Consider the following 16,602-nt stretch of genomic DNA (forward strand, 5'->3'; position numbering starts at 1 on the left):
GCATCCCAGTCCTTCCCGGCCTTGAAATCCGCCACGTACAGCCGAACCCACGCGTCCAGGATCAACCCGGCCGCCGCGAGCCGCGCCGCGAACGTCTTGCCCTGCCGAGGAATCGCCCCGACGAGCAGCGACGTCCACACCAGCGGCAGGTCAATCCGCCGGTCCCGCGCGTCCCGGCCGAACGGCACCGGTCGCCACGCGTCCCACCGCGTCACGCCGAGGAGCGGTGTCCGCAGCGGCGGCGAGGCGTACGGGTCTTCATCGGCCACCCACATCGACACACGCCCCGCATGCCCGCCGTTTCCGCGCACCCGTTCGACAATGAGCTGGACCTCATCGACCGCCAACGCCGACGCGAGCGCTTCGCGGTTCTTCACGACGTCGGCTGCCTTGCGCGTCGCGGGCAAGTCGACCGTGACGGCCCACCCGTCGCCGACTCGAGTCGCCCGTTCGACCAGTCGGAGCGACTCGTCCTTGCCGATCAGCTTCGCGTCCCGGAACGCGTCCACCAAAACTTGCGGGTCCATCGTCCAGGTCAACGTGCGCGGCCCGGCGAGCGCGGGTTTCCGCCCTGGGCTGCCGTCCTTGCGGCGGCCCAGAATCGCCAGCGCCACGGACGCGGCGGCTCCGCCGATCCACAGTGGATCGTTCCCGTACACCAAGTTCACCACCGCGACCGCCACGGCCGCGAGGGCGAGCACTACGCCCGTCACCTTCCACCGGAACAGCGTGAGCGCTCGGATCTCCGTGAACTTGTCGGCGAGCTTCTCCGACTCCTCAGCCGCTGTGCGGTAGTCCCGCACGGTGACCCAGCCGCGCCACCACCGCGCGCCGACCACGACACCGCGCACAACCGCGCCGAGGAACCGCAAGGGCGACAGCACTACCCACACCACGGCGTCCTTCGCAGCCTGAACGGCCTGTGGCTTGCTCTTCAGCCACAACGGCACCCGCGGCGAGTGCAGCCACCACAACACGAAGCGGTTCCGCCGCCGCTCTCGCCGACGTGGTTGCGGCAATGTGTCGTCGATCAACTCGCCGTCCAGCACCGGATCGGCCTTCACCGGCAAGGCGTCCGACTCAGTCATCGGCCACCTCCGCGAGCAACGCCCGGGCCAGCTTGGGAGACAGCCCGCGCGAGCACCCCGTCACCTGCCGAACCCACGCTGGCGTGATCGCGACGTCCGGTGTCCAACTCGCCCGAGCGTCAGCCAGGTAGTCCGCGAACAGCTTCCGACGCCCCGCGTTCACGGACTCGCCGTGAACGCTTCGCCGTTCACCGGCCGCTACCATCACGGCATCGGTCAGCTTGTCCCGCAGATCGGTGATCGCCTCAACCGCGGCGAACACGACCAGCGGCGGCACGGAGTGCAGCACGATCGCCGCAGGCTCGCCATCCGCATAGGACGCCCACGTGTTCATGACGTACGTAGCAGCCAACGTGAACCACTTCGCCCGCCGGACCCAGGCACCGGTCCGAACCTGGTACCGCGCAGTCACCTGCTCGGCGCGAAGAATCGCCAGCAGCACAAGCGAAACTGTCGGGTCCAGCACCCACGCGGCGAGCCAGGGCAACGACCACGGCCGTGTCCCAGCTGACGCGAAGGTCTGGACGTTGGTCATCGTGAAAGCCAGCCCGAGCACGATCCCGGTCCAGCACATCCAATCGACCTGCCGACGAACCCGCTCGATCCGCAGCGCCACGACGTCCGGATCGGTCTGGTACGCCCGCAGCTCCGCGGCCTCGGCTGCGTCCTGGGCCAGCCGTTGCGCCCGCGTCATCGGCGACCACCCCGCTTCGAGCTGTCGACCGTGGTCACGGTCATCGCCCTGGTCAGCGCGTAGGACGCGAACAGAGCGGGGAGCCCGAGCACCGCGAGCAGCAACCACCGATTGCCCGGATGTGTGATGACGACCCACTGAACGGCCACGATCAACGCGGCGTTGAACAGCACACGGCCGACCAGCGAGACCAGTCGCGCTCCACTACGCGCCGCTTCCGCGGCGGCCTTCGCCCGGCGAGCACCGGCCCGCCATACCCAGAACAGCACGAGCAGCACGCCCACTCCGGCGATGATCTGCGTCGGCGTCACGCTGATGCCGTTCATCGCGGCCCCCGCTCGGCTCGCTCGCCGCGTCGCAGCCAGTGCGGGTGAAGCGCCCGACGGTCGTCGTCGGTCATCCCGCCCCAGACGCCAACCGTCGCCGCGCCCGCCGTGCGCAGCTCCAGCTCGAGGCACTCGTCCTGGGCCGGGCAGCCGCCGCACAACCGCTTCGCCAACTCGCTGTCGGTCCGTGCTTCCGGCGGTTCGCTGCCCGGCGACGGCCACATACAAGCGCCTTCGCTGGTCACGACATCGGTCAGGACGTGCGAGGGAACCCACCGCAGGCGGTCCAGCCGCCACGCGATACCGATCAGCCAGAGGTCATCGGCGTACATGCCGCACCTCCGTCCTGCTTCTGGGTGCCGAGCAGCCGAGCCAGCTCGATCGACGACACCCGCAGACCGGAGCGGCAGCGGGTCGCCCGCAGCTCTCCCGTCCGGATCGCCCGGCTCACGGCCGAGCGGGAGACGCCCAGAATCCAGGCGGCTTGCTGAATGGTGTGGAAAGTCGTTTGCGTGTTCATAAGGAAGACCAATCTGATGATTTCAATACTATGTTGTTGATTTCAGCGCTGCCGAGAGCGCGTTTGTCCGACGCGCCGCTGGCAATGCGCTAGGCGACGTGGTGAAAGCTCAACGAACCGCTAATCTCGGCGCTGAGGCGGAGCGCGGAGGAATACGTGTCGGAAGATTGGGCGGCGGTCGCGAAGGCGATCGACATGCGCGTGAACGAACTCGGCTGGCGGCAACGCGAGCTGGCCGAGCGATCGCACGTCTCGCAGGCGATCGTGCGCGAGCTGCAGCACCACACCGTGGAGCGGCGCCGGAGCGCTCGTACGCTCGAAGCGCTCTCGACGACGCTCGGCTGGCACCCGCAACACCTCTTGGCGGTACTGCAAAACCGCACACCGCCGCACCCGGACGAGCCGGCCGACGACGGCCACGAACTGTGGTCCCGGCTGGACGCGCTCGAGCAACGCCTGCTCGAGATCACCGAGCGGCTGGAAGACGTTCAGTCGAACCTCGCGACCGTGGTCGAGCATGTCCGCTCGAAGCGTTAGCCGCGGGCGATTCGGGCTGGTGAACCAGGTAATTTCCATACCTGAGATTCAAGGCCGAATCGGCGCCCGATCCCATGCACAACCAGTGCAGGAGCAGTGCACAAGCACCGCATATCCAGTGCATTCCCGCATTGCGGAGCGCCGATGAGCCGCGCAGGCGAATGGACTGGGCGATCAGCTTCAGCGCTTCAAGCCGCCTTACGGCTGAGCAACGAGAAATTCGCGGAAAAGCTCGGAATCGGCGCGCGCACCGTGGCGTCCTGGCACCAGAAGCCAGGACTACGCCCTCAGTCCGAGATGCAACAGGTCCTGGACACCGCTCTCCAGCGCGCATCCGACGCCGAGCGCGCCCGATTCGATGAACTCATCGACGGGTCGGCAGAGTCCAGCACGGCGCCGGACACCTCGGAAGCCGACCGCCGACTTGCCGCTGACCCGCACATCGGCGCAGCTCTCGAATGGCTCGACCGGCATGCGCACTGGTCCCCAGGCACCAGCCGTCGCACCGTCGCGTCCCGAGTCACAATGGTCGACCCCCACGCTCTTCACGACCGCGCAACCCGGCGAACATGGGTCAGCCAGCGTGATGTTTTGGACGCGCTGACCGCCTACTACGGCAACCACCTCGACGACCACGGCCTGTACGGCGGCCACTGTGGCGAGCTTGCCGTGAACACCAGCGTCCTGACCTGCCCGAATTGGCTCGACCTGGACTGCGAACTCCGGCCGCAGTACGACCGGCTCACCGTCGCGACCCGCGCCCCAGAAGCTGACCTCGAACTCGACGAGCACGCTGCGGACGTCGCTGTTCAGCGGTTGGCCGAGACGCTGTCCATGAACACCCGGCTCGTGAACGGCCCGATCTACCGCCTCGCGCAGACCAACATCCGTGAACACCACCTCGGCGGGTCGTTCGGCATCACGCACTTCGTGCACTACGCCCTGACCATGGACCTGCTCGAGAGCGAACTCGTCGACGCCATCGCCAGCGGTTCGCCGTCGTTGCCTCTGCGTGACCGCTATCTGCCCGACCTGCGCTCCGTGCTGGATACCGGCGCGCGGCTCTGCGCTGGCGGCGCCCTCGCACTCACCGCGATCGCTCGCCCGGCCGACCCGTACCGCGGAGCGGCGGACTACGTCCTGCTCGTCCAGGAGCGTTCCAGCCAGGTTCTCAACGCCGCTCGCCGCCTGGCCGTCATCCCCAAGTGCTTCCACCAGCCGCTCAACGACCTCCGCCGAGACGGCCAGGTCGGCGCAACGCTCCGGCGGGAGATGGAGGAAGAACTCTTCGGACGTCCCGACGTCGACAGCACTCTCAACGAGATGGTCGCGGCCGACCCGATGCACCCGAGCAGGCTTTCCGAACCCATGCGCTGGCTACTCGCCGAACCCGGACGTCTCCGGATGGAGTGCACCGGTTTCGGCCTGAACCTGGTGAGCGGGAACTACGAATTCGCCAGTCTTATCGTGATCGACGACGAAGAATTCTGGACACGATTCGGCGGCGTGATTGAAGCCAACTGGGAATCGTCCACGCTTCACCAGTATTCAACTCTCGATCCGGAACTCGTCACGGACTTACTGGGTGATGTAGCGTGGAGCAATGAAGGACTGTTCGCCATGATGCAAGGACTTCGACGCCTCGCGGAAATCGGCGGAGCGCGCGTGAATTTACCACGAATCGAATGGGAGATCAGCCAGTGAGTGACGGGTGGACTGCCGGAAACGCCAACGAGGACGCGACCGACACGCGCGGCTGGCTGATCGGCCACTTCATCGACCCGTCGCAGGGTGTGCGCTCGTCCAAGGACGTAGAAGTCAAGTGGGCCAACCACCCCGCAGGCGACAAGCGACCCGAATGGACCTCCGACGACCAACGCACCACACTCGTCCTCCTCATCTCCGGCGAGTTTCGCGTCGACGTCACCGGCGGCACCAAGACCATGACGCGCCAAGGCGACTATGTCATGTGGGGACCGGGAATTGATCATTCCTGGGAAGCTTTGTCCGATTCCGTCGTCATGACCGTCCGCTGGCCTTCAGCAACCTAACTCCACGGCGGGAATCTTCACTCGATCCCGGCCTATTTGGCCAAGTCGACCCAACCCCTGAAGCAGGGCAAACAGCCCTTCATTGCTCCAGGCTTCATCCACAATCAATCCGCTGATCAGATCGCTGTCAAGGGTCGAATATCGCCGCAGATCAGCCGATTCCCAATTCGCTTCAATGTCACCACCGAACCGCGACCAAAATTCGTCGTCCTCGATCACAACCAAACTGGCGAACTCATAATTTCCGCTGACCAGGTTGAAACCGAACCCGGTGCACTCCATCCGCAACCGTCCAGGTTGCTCGGCCAGCCAACGCATCGGCGCCGACAGCCTGCTCGGGTGCATCGGGTCGGCCGCGCGCTGTCCGCCCGCAGTGTTGTCGACGTCAGCGCGCCCGAACAGCTCCTTCTCCAGTTCGCGCCGCAGCGTCGCCCCGATCCGCGCGTCCGCGCGGTGATCCACCAAGGGCCGATGGAACGCCTTGGGGATGACCGCCAACCTGCCCGCCGCGTTAAGCACGCGTCCAGAACGCTCCTGGACGAGCAACAGGTAGTCCGCCCCACCGCAGTACGGATCGGCAGGCCGCGCGATCGCCGTCAACGCCAGAACCCCACCCGCGCACAACCGCCCGGCCAGATCGAGCACCGCCGCGAAGTCCGGCAAGTACTTGTCCCGCAACGGCACATCCCCAGGCCGCAGGCGCCTCCCGGCCACCAAGCTATCGCCCAGCTCGCGCTCCAGCAGATCCACGCTCAAGGCGTACTGAACGAACGGGACCAACCCGACCTTGCCCACGACGGCCCCGCGTCCGGCCTCAAGCTCCAATAGCCGGTAGATCGGCACGTCCGCGATCCGCACGTCATCCGCCGCAGCTTCCGCCAGCCGCCGAACCGCGGCGCTCTCGTCGACGCCGTGGCCCGGCCGTTCGACGTCGGGCAACAACGCGAGCCGATCGCATTCAGGAGCCAACGGACACGCCAAGTCCGTCCACTCTGGACGAGTCAGGATGCTGGTCTGCACCGCAGCGTCCCCAAAGCGAGCCCGGTACATCGAATGCCCAGAAGGCGGTTGGCCGTAGTAATCCGCCAACGCTTCGGCAAGGCGCCCTCGACCGACCGCCAGCCGGGCGCGCCGATCCACTGGCACCCGGGCTTGGACCCGTCCGCGGGTCGTACCTGGACTCCAACCGACATGCCGGTCCAGCCAGCCGAACGCAGGCTCAAGCTCGGACCAGCCCTCCATCTTCGGCGCCGGAGCCGGGAGCACCTCGATGAGCCGCCGCAGCTCGTCCGTCGACCGCCCGAGCACCTTCGCCAGCTTCGGCCACTGGAACGGAAGCGGCGCGTAGTCACCGGCTTCCCAACGGATCACCGTGGACCGATCGACGCGCATGACCTCCGCGAGCTTCTCCTGAGTCAGTCCAGCCGCCTTGCGAGCTGAAACTAGCTCTGTCCGTCGTCGAAAGCTGACCACCGAACACCTCATCCATACCGACTGGAACATCAGCCTAGCACCAGTATTAGCAGTTAGATGCGTGGACTGCGACGTCCCTGTGACAAAACTCCGCCGTTTCCGCCCTGGGTATACCCGCACACTCCGGATTGGATGATTTCGACACATCCGGCGATCAGAGGAGCGAGCGTGACCGGCGGCAAGCACAACTCACTACTGCCGCGTCCTGTTCGACAGGTCTACGTCCAGTGGTACCGGTGCGTGATCGACGGGCTCGACCACGCGGTGAGAGACGAGAACTTCGCCCGCGGCCTGCACGATGGGCACGGACGCTATGACGCGATCTGCGGGCACCAAGTCTTGATCGGCTCCACCTTGCTTCCGCCGGGCACGCGGTGCCCGCGCTGCTCCGTCTACCTGCGGGCGATTGCCTCGAGGCCCCTCGTTGAGGCGCGGATGCGCCCGCACCGTCACCGCAAGCCGAGCCGACTCCGCCGGTTGTTTCAGCCGCACAAGCCCCCGGCCGTCCCGTCGCCACGCCTCCTCCTTGTGGCATCCGCCTCTCAGCGGGACGGCCGGGCCTCACCCCCGGTAGGCGCGGACTCCACCCCGATGGTTTCCGCGTCTACCGGTTCCACCTCTGGGAGCGGTGTCCGGTGAGCCGCCAAGGGTTGTTCATCGCGAGGCCATTGCCGGGCACGGTCGGCGAGACCAAGCGAGTCGTGCACCTGTTCCCCGTGCCCACCGACGAGCCCATCCCCGAGGAGTTGACCGCGCTCTGCAAGGCACACTTCTTACGTGGCGACCTCGAGGGGCTCCTGCGGGTGACCGGGGCACCGTGCGAAGTGTGCTTGAGCCGCATCCCCTCGCCAGCCGAGGAACTCCCGCCGGTCGCGGACGACGTGTCGGAGCGGTTGGCCGCGATCGAGCGCTTGGTGGAACGTCTCGCCCAGCAGATCGACGACGTGAGCGCGGGCATCTCCGTACTGCGGCGGCGACGGAGGTTGACGGATCGAGAACTGCTCGACGCGGCCCGCCGGGCGGAGATCCGCCTGCGCCACCTGTACACGGACCTGTTCTATCCCGGCCCCGGACAAGCCGACGACATACGCCGCCTCGCCGATCAGCTCACGGACCTGGCCCAAGCACTCGTGTTGCGCGCTGGTGAGTGGGACACGTGAGCGGCGTCGAGGAACTCAAGGCCGCCGTTCGCGCAGTGGCGCAGGCGCTTGAACAAGGGCCGGACGACGGCGCGGCATTAGCGCAGCAAGGCTTGCAGCAGGCACGCGCGAGCCTTGCCGCCTTGATGACCGGCTCGGCGAACCAGAATGTCGATCCGGCGATCGCCGTGATCCAGGAAGGTATCCAGATGGCCGACGCGCTGTTCTCGAAGATCATGGACGCCAAGGACGTGATCAACGCCGTAGCCGACGCCGTATAGCCCAACTCACGGGCTGCCGCGCAGTCGCCGGAGTGTGACGGCTCGTCTGACACGCCTCGAAAATGGCCACAGACGGCCGCTCAAGCCTGCTTGTGACGGGTCCCGAGGCATCCGCCACAGCCGTCACAAATGACGTTTCCCCAGGTCAACACACACTGGCAACCGTCACAGCTAGCGTGACGGCTCGAGGGACTGGTTGTGACGGCCAATTTTGTGACAACTTTCGTGACAGCGTTCGTGGCGTTCGCTGCCATGCGCACAGCGACTCGTGTTGCTAGTAACCGATGGCTCTAGCCAATGAAACGTAAGACCGTCGTCTTGCGACTAACCATCACCCCGTTGATCGACGGAAGGGAGCGAGGGTGGACGCGGCGACCGCAGCGCTCCTCGGCGCGACCGTCGGCCTTACTGGCACCCTGGTCGCACCAATGGTGACTGCTTACCAAGCCAAACGAGCAAAACATCAGGACCTCATGCGCGATGCCTATGCGCGCGGCTTCGCCTGCTTGGCGAAGATCCCGCGCTGCGAGACCGTCGACGACCACATGAGGCTGCGAGACAAGATGCTCGAGGCTCTCGCTCACATCGAAATTGTCGGCACCAAGAAGACAAGTGATCACTACAGCGCCGTCGTCGAGTCCTACGAGGCATGGAAGATCCAAGATGGACCGAACAACAGCTTCGAGTTGAGCGCAAAAAAGTTCCAGGAGTCGTCGAGGGCCGACATCGACTCCGGCGACGTGGTCGGCACGCCGATTCCATCCTTGGTCGTCCGTGTCGTCGTCGCTGTCCTGGTTCTCGCGGTCTATTGGTGGGCACGTTTTCCGGCCCTTCTCAAATCGTCCGACCGGATGCTCGGCGGGCTGGAATTCGGGATCGTGATTCTGGCGACCTTGCTGAGCATCTGGCTCGTTGTCGACGCGTCGGTCAGGCTGGCTAAGTTCGTGCGGCGAACATAGCGCGCCGACGAAGATCAGCAGGTTTGGACTGCCATCCAAGAAACTCTCTTCACGACGTCATGTAGAGACGTGTGGTTAACGAGCAAGATCGTTCCCGTCACGACCTCCTGGCCAACGTCCTCCTCGATCACGTAGTCTTGAAGGTCACGCGGTTCGCGGCGCTGCCGTACCTGGTCCAGGACAGCGAGCTGGTGGCGATGGTCCCGCCGACTGGTGGCCGCGATGTTCGCGGCCGAGCACCGGGTCCAGCTGTTCGAGCTGCCGTTCGAGGTCGAGCCGGCCCAGGTGTCGGTCTACACGCGGCACCCGCGCACCCCGCAGCCCGGGGCAGCACTGGCTGGTGGACTTCATGCGGGAAGTCCTGAGTTAGTCGAGGTTTTCGAGCAGGCTGCGAAGCGTCTCGTCGAGAGACGGCTCGGCGACATGAACGGGCGGCCTGTTCGTCAACGGCGCCTCTCCAGCTTTCGGCGTCGGGGTCCCGGCCGAAATGCCTGCCTGGGCCGCGGTCGTCGCAATGACGTACGCGGGACGCAGGTCTTCGGGCAGGTCTTCAGGCTCGATGAACGACAAGACCTCCGCCAGATCCCACCAGTTGCCGTAACGGGCTGTGTATGCCCTCTGTGCCAGCTCGTCGGCCAGCCATGCACGGAGTTCGCCGTGCACCACGTCGGTCATGTCCTCGTGGATCGTCTGCAGGCGCTCGGGCGCTCCCGGTACCTTCAGGTCGGTCAGCAGCTCCGCCAACTCGGTGAGGTCCGACCACAGATACCCCAGCTGGCCTTGCGCGCGCCACCGATCGGCAATCGCCTCGTCGAGCAGCTTGTGCCCCAGCCGAAGGCGTTGCTCCCCCGGGATCAGCTCGGTCGCCGCGAGGTGGGCTGCGAGGGTGGCGAGATGACTCGGTTCGCAGTCGCCGATCCGGACGGAATCCGCGTTCTCGATCTTGTCCGCGACGAATCCGGCCAGGACGGGGGAGTCGATGACGATCGCGACCTTCAGGTAGTGGTCCAGGTCGTTCGTCCAGCTGCCGTCCTCGTCTTCGTCGCCCCAGTCGTCTTCCAGCGCCTCCTCGAAGGACGGTCTCTCGGTTTCTGCGTATTCGCGGAGGAACAAGTCCGTCAGGTCGTCGGCGCGGGTGCGCAACGCGTCCCGCAGGACGCTCTGGGGGCGAAGGGAAGCAAGTGAGACCAGGTGGTGAAGACGTGAAGCGTCGGTGATAGTCCCGAGCAGCTTGTCGAAGGAGACCAGCTTCGATTGGACACGGCTCAGCAGATAGTCACGAATGGATGGGTTGTGGAAGGTTGCGATGACGGGTGCGGCTTCAGACTCGAACCCGGTCGGGTCGAACCGGCGCAAGGTTTCGATCATCGAGCCGTCGAGCACTTTCACCGCGTCGTGGAACTGCCGGCGGTCGTCCGATTGTCTAAGGGCGATTCGATAGCTGCGCCAGGCGTCGTGGAGATCGTCGAGTTCCGTGGCCCGGCCGAAGGTGAACAGCACCTCAAGCAGGTGGACGGCGGAAGCGTCGAGCTGCTGTTCGATGACGCGTGCCCAGATTCGCTCCGGGTTCTCGAAGTTGAGGAGCAGGGCTTCGGCTACTTCCTCGGTGCCGTCGCGGCCGGCGAGGCGCAGGGTGTTCGCCACGAGCCGGGGACTGAAGTTGCGGTGCCAGAGGAGATCGCGCCACTGCGACGGGACGGCGAACTTCCGCTTCTCAGCGGCCGAGATCTCGGAGTAGTAGACGTGGTTGTACAGGATGCTGGCGCGGATCTCCACGCTGTAAGCATCCGTCCCGACATCGCACGTCAGCGGTTCGAGGTCGCCGTCGTCCAGGGTCTCGTGGCGGTGCTTGGCCTCCCGGAGGATGTACTCGCGTGTGGTGAGAACCAGCAGTTTCCCCGGCGTCTTCCGGATCCGGCGCAGGACCCCGAGCAGCCGGCGGTCCTCGTTCTTCCCGAGGTGGTGGTCGAGGGCGATTTCGCCCAAGAAATCGTCGTAGAAGAACAGCTGCGGAGTTTTGGGGAGCCACATTTTGTCGATTTCGCCGATTTCCTGCGTCACGTCCACCACCTGGTAACCCTTTTCCAGATGGAGGCGGGCGAGCATCTTCGCGATCGTCGACTTGCCGATGCCCGGGATGCCCGCGAGCAGGCAGACCGACTCCCGCTCAAGAAGATCCCGGGCCACGTCGAAGGTGGGGGTCGGGACGAACGTCGTCGCGGCGTCGTCGAGCTCACTGACCAGGTCTTCCGACCGAATCAGTGTGTCCTGGTTCAGCACCGCCTGCAGGACAGCGGTACTGGTCAGCCACAGCCGGAGATGGCGCTGCACGAGTGCCGGGCGCTTGCGCAGCTCCTCGGTGAGCTGTTCCGCGCCGTACAGGTCGCCCGTGTTGTGGACGTACGGCGCCAGGTCCTTGAGAAGGGTGTCCTTCGCGTCCGCGGTCAGTTCGACGCTCGTGGCGAGTATGTACCGGGCTGGCCGCAGCTCCGTGATCTTGGCGCGTTCCTTGTCGCGCATGTGGGCGAGCAGCTTGGCCCGGCCGCTGCGGGTCCAGTGCTTGCACTGGATCACCACGTCGCCGACGTCGCCGGTCATGTGCCGGAGGTCGATCCCGCGGTCGGCGCCGCGGGCCAAGATCTCGATCTTCAGGCCCAGGATCTCCTCGAACAGATCCCGGCAGACCACTTCGAAGTCATAGTCACTCAGCCGTCCCAGGTCGAACGAATCCATCCGCCCATTCTGCCCGGCGGTCAGCCAGCGTCGCAGCGGGCGCCGTTGAGCGTGAGGCCGCCCGGCGGCGGGTCGCCGTGGTCGAAGTCGCCGTTGAAGCCGGTCGTGACGGTCTTGCCCAGGGCCAGGGTCGTGTTCCAGTCCGCGGCCGTCACGGTGACGCGGTCGCCGCAATGGGAATAGTCGCCGCCCCAGCCATGTGAGACCGCTGGCCAGCGGACAACGTCCACGTCGAGAGCGGCGCGCTGCCTTTTGTTGGTGACGGCGACCGCCGCGGTGAACCGTCGCCCCATTTGCTTCTGGGTGTTCCTCTACGCCAGCTAGACGGGTCGCAGAAGACAAGACTCGCCCTCGAGCCTGATTCGACGACGTCCTGAACAGCTAACATGCCTGATCAGCGCAGCATAAGTGTTGTGGTTAACGAGCAAGATCGTCCTTGGCAACTTTGCCGACGCCGAAGCTCGCGACGCCCAGCAGCATGTCACCGGTGATCTTGCCAAGCGCCCGGTCTCCGCGGCCGTTGGCCCAATCGTCCCAGGCGACGATGTCCTTGAGCGTATCGACCGGATGTGTGACGGCGCTGGCCATGGCGGCCACCGTGCCGCCTGGGTCGGTGATGAGGTTCGCGATGCCCTCGCCGAGGCCGCTGATGCTGTCCCAGATGCCGCCGAAGAAGTTCGCGTCCGCCTGCTTCTGGGAGTCCTGGGATGCGAGGCCGGCTTCGGCATGCAATGTCGCGGTAGTGCGGTCACCCACTTCGGCCAGTTGCTGGCGAGCTCGGTTGAGCATGTCCCGGGCGGCCTGCCGTTGAGTTTCTCCGGGATCGGTGAAAGTCGGTGGCTGGACCACGGTGGGATCACCGCGGCCGGCGTTGGCCTGGGTCTGCGCGTTCGCTTCCACGACAGCGTGCTCATGGGCGGCCTTGGCCTGCTGGGTCGCGGTCTCACCCTGCTGCCACAGCCGGACCGCCTCGGCTGCCTGACCCTGGGCCCACGAAAGGCAATGAGCATGGTCCTCCAGCACGGCCGCCCCAGCATCCAGTGAGTCGCCGCCCTGCAACCATCGGGGGACCTCGGTCTGGTGTTCGTCGTGCCATTTGTTCGACGCCTGCCCCTGCCAGCCACCGGTATCGATGCGCTTAAGCGCCTCCCCGGTGGCTGTTGCCGAGCGTGCCCGTGCACGAAGGACGCGAGCGTTCTCGAAGACGGCTTCCGGGTTGCCCGGTATCAGGGCCTTCGGGTCGCTGGACTGGCCGAGTTCGGCGCTCATACCCCGCCCACCTGCGGGACTTGTGAGGAGGAGTCCACTGCCTCGACACCGGGATCGGTGGTCAGCGCATCCTTGCGGGTTCGCTCCGCCTCGCGGTACGCCTTCGCCGCTGCCCCGAGCGAGTCACCCATCCGCTGCGCTCGATCCGACAGCGCGTCCAAGCCCACACTCCAGCCCCCGCAAAATTCCGCGAGCGCCGCGTGGACGCCATCATGTCCATATAGCGCCGGGTCTCCGCAGAGCTCCCGCAGTTCGAAACTGTCTTGGTCACGGGCGATGTCACTCATGTTCTTCGAGGCAGTCTCCAATACCTCGATCTCCACATGGAATCCCGGGCCATCCAGACTCATCGAGGCCTCCCCTTCACAAACGGGGTGCGTACGTCGCCGCGTCGATCCAGCTTGCTCATGAGCTCGGCCAGGACCGGGAACCGGTGCTCGTCATCCGGATCAACCATCACCGCGACCCCGTCCGGCACCAGGTCCAGAAAATCCGCCCCGGTCGTGGACAGGTACTCGCACTCCCCGGCATAAGCGGCCAGACGCTCCAACCGCGAGAACACCACCGTCCATAGCCCTCGGCCGGGAACATCGGCCACCAGCACACCGGGCCGCTCCGGCCGCTGGGCATACACCGTCGCCTCGACGAATGCGGCATACAAGTCGTCCACAGGACACCGTCCCGCCCGAACATCTCGGGCGGCCGCCACCACGGGTGGCTCGCCGGGCACAGGTGAACCAACCCCGGCCACACCGTGGTCCCGCACAGCACCTCCCCGCGCCACGACTGCACCTGGCCGCCACTGTAGGGAACAGCCCGCCGACATTCCGCTACCAACAGGCGGTTCACTCATTCAGGCGAATAGCCCAAGTGAAGCCCAATCCGCTGGTCACGCCCGCGAGTCACCCGCAGGAATGGCACCAAGGCACGTGCTGCTGATAGGCCGACGTCATCCAGAGAATCGATCAGGGCGTACACGTCGGCGGGTTCGAGCAGGTTCGGCGTTGACAACCCGTCCAGTTCAGCCAGAACAATCGCCAACAAGACCGCCGAAGCCGAGCAGCACCAGACGCTGTGACCGCGCCGTGTCGGCGTACAGCTCCCAGTCCACCGCTGCGACGCCTAGACGGCCTATTCCAAGGGGTGTGGCGGTGGAGATGTAGGCGAGGGTGTCCATGATCGTTGTGTGACGAACAACCTGGACACCCTCGCGACCGCACTCTACGTGAAGACCGATGATCTGCTGAAGGCCTCGCCGTGTCTGGCGCCGTGGCGGCCACGGGTGGGTATCAGCCCGAAGCTGACCGATGCGGAGTTGGTGACGCTGGCGGTGATGCAGGCGTTGCTCGGGTTTACCTCCGAGGCCCGCTGGCTGCGGCATGCCCATCAGCATCTGGGGCACCTGTTTCGGTATCTGCCTGGCCAGTCCGGTTACAACAAGCGACTGCGGCGGGCCACTGGGCTGATCACGACGGTGATCAGGACGCTGGCCGTGGACACGACCTTGTGGACCGATGACGTGTGGGTGGTCGACTCCACCCCGGTCGAGTGCGGTCGTTCGAAGGAAACGGTGCGCCGTTCGGATATGGCCGGGTGGGCCGAGTACGGCTACTGCGCCTCCCACTCCCGCTACTTCTGGGGACTGCGCCTGCACCTGGTGTGCACCCTGGGCGGGCTCCCGGTCGGGTTCACGTTGACCGGCGCGAAAGCCGACGAACGCCAGACCCTGCTCGGGATCCTCACCGCCGACCCTGACCTTGTCCGGGACCGCCCGGGCCAGATCCTGATCGCCGACAAGAACTATTACGGCGCCGAGTTCGAAGCCGTCCTCGCCCAGGAGGGCCTGGACCTGCCGCGTCCGGCCCGCAAAGGCGAGACCGAACGGCCCGGTGCCCGATTGTTCAAGCCGCTGCGTCAGACCATCGAATCGATCAACCAGACCTTCAAGGGACAGCTCGACCTGGAACGCCATGGCGGCCACACCCCGACCGGAGTGATCGTGCGCGTGCTCCAGCGCATCCTCGCGCTCACCACCGCCATCTGGCACAACGGCAAAACCGGCGCTCCCGTCCACCGGTCCCTCACCGCCTACGACCACTAACCCCCGGAATAGGTCGTCTAGGGCGCGGCCTCTCTCTCCCACAACACGCCGCCTCCTTTGTCCCCCGGACTGGCGCCTGGTAGCTTCCCGACCATGCAGCCTCCCAATGCGAGGTTTGCAGCAGATTGTGCGTCCGAGCACAGAATCGCGGTCCACAGCATGTTTTCGGGCCAAAGTCCCCTCAGACACACATGTAGAGAGGTGGTCACGGTGACCGCCTCTTTCTCGTCGTGGTACCACATCTGGATACCGAGATCCCGGTAGAGCCACGCAAGCCGATTCGGCCGCCCCGAGTCGAGCGCCCTCGCGACGCCATCACCCAGCGAGTCCAGCCTGGCTACGCGGGAACAAGTTCCACGCCAGCAGCAACTCGTCTCCCGCCTCGTGCGCCCACTCCATCGCACGACCAACCAAGTACATCGCGGTAGGCATGTGGGCCCCAATGGCACCCTGCTGGGCGTATCCGGGCTGCGGCGCGCCCGGGCATAACCCAACCGGGCATTTCTCGCCGCGCGTTCGGGGCCGATGCCCGCGGATGCCGACATCCTCGGCGCATGACTTCACCGACCACCGACGTTTTCGACATCACCGGCAAACGCGCGCTCGTCACGGGAGCCAGCCGCGGTATCGGCCGCGCCATCGCCCTCGCCTTCGCCGGGGCAGGCGCGCACGTGGTCGCCGCCGCGCGCACCGAGGAGGCCCTCAAGGAGACGGCGTCGCTCGCCGCCGACGCCCCCGGCAAGATCGACATCCTGGCCACGGACCTTCGTACGCCGGAATCCGCCGAGGCCGCCATCCACTCCGCCGCGGAAACCCTGGGCGGTCTCGATATCCTCGTCAACAACGCCGCGGACGACCACGACTCCTCCATCGAGAAAACCGACCTCGCGGTCTTCCAGCGCGTCGTCGAGCTCAACCTGCAGTCCTGCTGGGTGATGACCAAGGCGGCGGCGCAGTACCTCAAGGACGGCGGCGGCAAGGTCATCAACATCGCCTCCGTCCTCGGCCTCGTCGGCATGCTCGACAACAGCGCGTACATCGCCGCCAAGCACGGACTCCTCGGGGTCACCAAGGCGGTGGCGCTGGAGTGGGCCAGGGCCGGAGTCCAGGTCAACGCGATCGCGCCGGGTTTCGTGGACACCGCGATGATCGGCAACCTCAAAGAGGACGAAGCTCTCGCTTCCTACGTCCGGAAGAAGACCCCGATGGGCCGCGCCGCGCAGCCCGAGGAGTACGCCGGCCCGGCGATCTTCCTCGCCTCTCCTGCCTCGGACTTCATGACCGGCCAGGTGCTTGTGGTCGACGGTGGCTACTCCGCGCAGTGATACGGGAGTCCGCGAGGCCCCGATGATTCGGCAGGTGTGCGCCTCGTTGCGCACACCTGCCGTGGTGCGTTGACGCGTAACGCACCACGGAGCCGGTTGCCTCGCC

At 66.0% G+C, this 16,602-nt stretch carries 19 protein-coding genes and 1 pseudogene; 8 read left to right on the forward strand and 12 right to left on the reverse strand.

Features of this window, described 5'->3' with window-relative positions:
- From FXO23_RS36175 to FXO23_RS36195, 5 genes and pseudogenes are all read right to left on the reverse strand, one after another.
- A pseudogene (locus FXO23_RS36175) lies at positions 1 to 1,088 on the reverse strand (cell division protein FtsK); the annotation flags it as partial.
- Positions 1,081 to 1,782, reverse strand: coding sequence for a hypothetical protein (locus FXO23_RS36180; protein WP_158890750.1), 702 nt, complete (start codon positions 1,780 to 1,782; stop codon positions 1,081 to 1,083). The gene FXO23_RS36180 and the pseudogene FXO23_RS36175, both read right to left, overlap by 8 nt.
- Positions 1,779 to 2,108 carry a hypothetical protein gene (locus FXO23_RS36185; protein ID WP_158890752.1) on the reverse strand — a complete coding sequence of 110 codons (330 nt, stop codon included), beginning with the start codon at positions 2,106 to 2,108 and terminating at the stop codon, positions 1,779 to 1,781. The genes FXO23_RS36180 and FXO23_RS36185 overlap by 4 nt, the downstream gene beginning before the upstream one ends.
- Complete coding sequence (locus FXO23_RS36190) at positions 2,105 to 2,440, reverse strand: WhiB family transcriptional regulator (RefSeq protein WP_158890754.1); 336 nt, start codon at positions 2,438 to 2,440, stop codon at positions 2,105 to 2,107. The genes FXO23_RS36185 and FXO23_RS36190 overlap by 4 nt, the downstream gene beginning before the upstream one ends.
- Positions 2,416 to 2,628: a helix-turn-helix domain-containing protein gene (locus FXO23_RS36195; RefSeq protein WP_158890756.1), complete on the reverse strand. Its 213-nt coding sequence runs from the start codon at positions 2,626 to 2,628 to the stop codon at positions 2,416 to 2,418. Before FXO23_RS36195 ends, FXO23_RS36190 begins: the two co-directional genes overlap by 25 nt.
- Before the next feature lie 156 nt (positions 2,629 to 2,784).
- Between FXO23_RS36195 and FXO23_RS36200 the strand changes: the two genes are divergently transcribed.
- From FXO23_RS36200 to FXO23_RS36210, 3 genes are all read left to right on the forward strand, one after another.
- The gene (locus tag FXO23_RS36200) at positions 2,785 to 3,165 is read left to right on the forward strand and encodes a helix-turn-helix domain-containing protein (protein ID WP_158890758.1); all 381 of its coding nucleotides are present in this window, start codon (positions 2,785 to 2,787) and stop codon (positions 3,163 to 3,165) included.
- Between the two features lie 144 nt (positions 3,166 to 3,309).
- Complete coding sequence (locus FXO23_RS36205) at positions 3,310 to 4,869, forward strand: transcriptional regulator (protein ID WP_158890760.1); 1,560 nt, start codon at positions 3,310 to 3,312, stop codon at positions 4,867 to 4,869.
- On the forward strand, positions 4,851 to 5,216 hold the full coding sequence (locus FXO23_RS36210; protein WP_425484939.1) for a signal peptidase I: 366 nt from the start codon (positions 4,851 to 4,853) through the stop codon (positions 5,214 to 5,216). Before FXO23_RS36205 ends, FXO23_RS36210 begins: the two co-directional genes overlap by 19 nt.
- On the opposite strand, the gene FXO23_RS36215 is transcribed toward FXO23_RS36210, so the two are convergent.
- On the reverse strand, positions 5,205 to 6,701 hold the full coding sequence (locus FXO23_RS36215; RefSeq protein ID WP_158890888.1) for a helix-turn-helix transcriptional regulator: 1,497 nt from the start codon (positions 6,699 to 6,701) through the stop codon (positions 5,205 to 5,207). The two genes, FXO23_RS36210 and FXO23_RS36215, sit on opposite strands and share 12 nt — an antisense overlap.
- A gap of 623 nt (positions 6,702 to 7,324) precedes the next feature.
- Here FXO23_RS36215 and FXO23_RS52555 point away from each other — a divergent pair.
- From FXO23_RS52555 to FXO23_RS36230, 3 genes are all read left to right on the forward strand, one after another.
- Positions 7,325 to 7,849, forward strand: a complete 525-nt coding sequence (locus FXO23_RS52555) for a hypothetical protein (protein WP_343034545.1) — start codon at positions 7,325 to 7,327, stop codon at positions 7,847 to 7,849.
- Positions 7,846 to 8,109, forward strand: a complete 264-nt coding sequence (locus tag FXO23_RS36225) for a hypothetical protein (protein ID WP_158890764.1) — start codon at positions 7,846 to 7,848, stop codon at positions 8,107 to 8,109. The genes FXO23_RS52555 and FXO23_RS36225 overlap by 4 nt, the downstream gene beginning before the upstream one ends.
- A gap of 362 nt (positions 8,110 to 8,471) precedes the next feature.
- Positions 8,472 to 9,068, forward strand: a complete 597-nt coding sequence (locus FXO23_RS36230) for a hypothetical protein (protein WP_158890766.1) — start codon at positions 8,472 to 8,474, stop codon at positions 9,066 to 9,068.
- Between the two features lie 366 nt (positions 9,069 to 9,434).
- Here FXO23_RS36230 and FXO23_RS36235 read toward each other — a convergent pair whose 3' ends face one another.
- The 6 genes from FXO23_RS36235 to FXO23_RS36260 all read right to left on the reverse strand — a co-directional run bounded on the left by FXO23_RS36235 (position 9,435) and on the right by FXO23_RS36260 (position 14,247).
- Positions 9,435 to 11,801 (reverse strand): nSTAND3 domain-containing NTPase, encoded by a 2,367-nt coding sequence (locus tag FXO23_RS36235; protein WP_158890768.1) that lies wholly within the window; start codon positions 11,799 to 11,801, stop codon positions 9,435 to 9,437.
- 20 nt (positions 11,802 to 11,821) lie between these two features.
- Positions 11,822 to 12,094, reverse strand: a complete 273-nt coding sequence (locus FXO23_RS36240; RefSeq protein WP_158890770.1) for a cellulose binding domain-containing protein — start codon at positions 12,092 to 12,094, stop codon at positions 11,822 to 11,824.
- Positions 12,095 to 12,218: 124 nt separating this feature from the next.
- Entirely contained in the window at positions 12,219 to 13,070 is an 852-nt protein-coding gene (locus FXO23_RS36245; RefSeq protein ID WP_158890772.1) for a putative T7SS-secreted protein, read from the reverse strand.
- Positions 13,067 to 13,420, reverse strand: coding sequence for a hypothetical protein (locus FXO23_RS36250; RefSeq protein ID WP_246258234.1), 354 nt, complete (start codon positions 13,418 to 13,420; stop codon positions 13,067 to 13,069). The genes FXO23_RS36245 and FXO23_RS36250 overlap by 4 nt, the downstream gene beginning before the upstream one ends.
- The gene (locus FXO23_RS36255) at positions 13,417 to 13,731 is read right to left on the reverse strand and encodes an SseB family protein (RefSeq protein ID WP_218952256.1); all 315 of its coding nucleotides are present in this window, start codon (positions 13,729 to 13,731) and stop codon (positions 13,417 to 13,419) included. Before FXO23_RS36255 ends, FXO23_RS36250 begins: the two co-directional genes overlap by 4 nt.
- Before the next feature lie 360 nt (positions 13,732 to 14,091).
- A complete protein-coding gene (locus FXO23_RS36260) occupies positions 14,092 to 14,247 on the reverse strand; it encodes a hypothetical protein (RefSeq protein ID WP_158890776.1) in 156 nt (51 codons plus the stop codon).
- A gap of 9 nt (positions 14,248 to 14,256) precedes the next feature.
- Between FXO23_RS36260 and FXO23_RS36265 the strand changes: the two genes are divergently transcribed.
- Together FXO23_RS36265 and FXO23_RS36270 are read left to right on the forward strand one after the other, a co-directional pair.
- A complete protein-coding gene (locus FXO23_RS36265; RefSeq protein ID WP_158890778.1) occupies positions 14,257 to 15,171 on the forward strand; it encodes an IS982 family transposase in 915 nt (304 codons plus the stop codon).
- A gap of 554 nt (positions 15,172 to 15,725) precedes the next feature.
- The gene (locus FXO23_RS36270; protein WP_158890780.1) at positions 15,726 to 16,496 is read left to right on the forward strand and encodes an SDR family NAD(P)-dependent oxidoreductase; all 771 of its coding nucleotides are present in this window, start codon (positions 15,726 to 15,728) and stop codon (positions 16,494 to 16,496) included.
- Positions 16,497 to 16,602 lie beyond the last annotated feature (106 nt).

Origin of the sequence: Amycolatopsis anabasis (assembly GCF_009765355.1) — a bacterium.
Taxonomy (GTDB): domain Bacteria; phylum Actinomycetota; class Actinomycetes; order Mycobacteriales; family Pseudonocardiaceae; genus Amycolatopsis; species Amycolatopsis anabasis.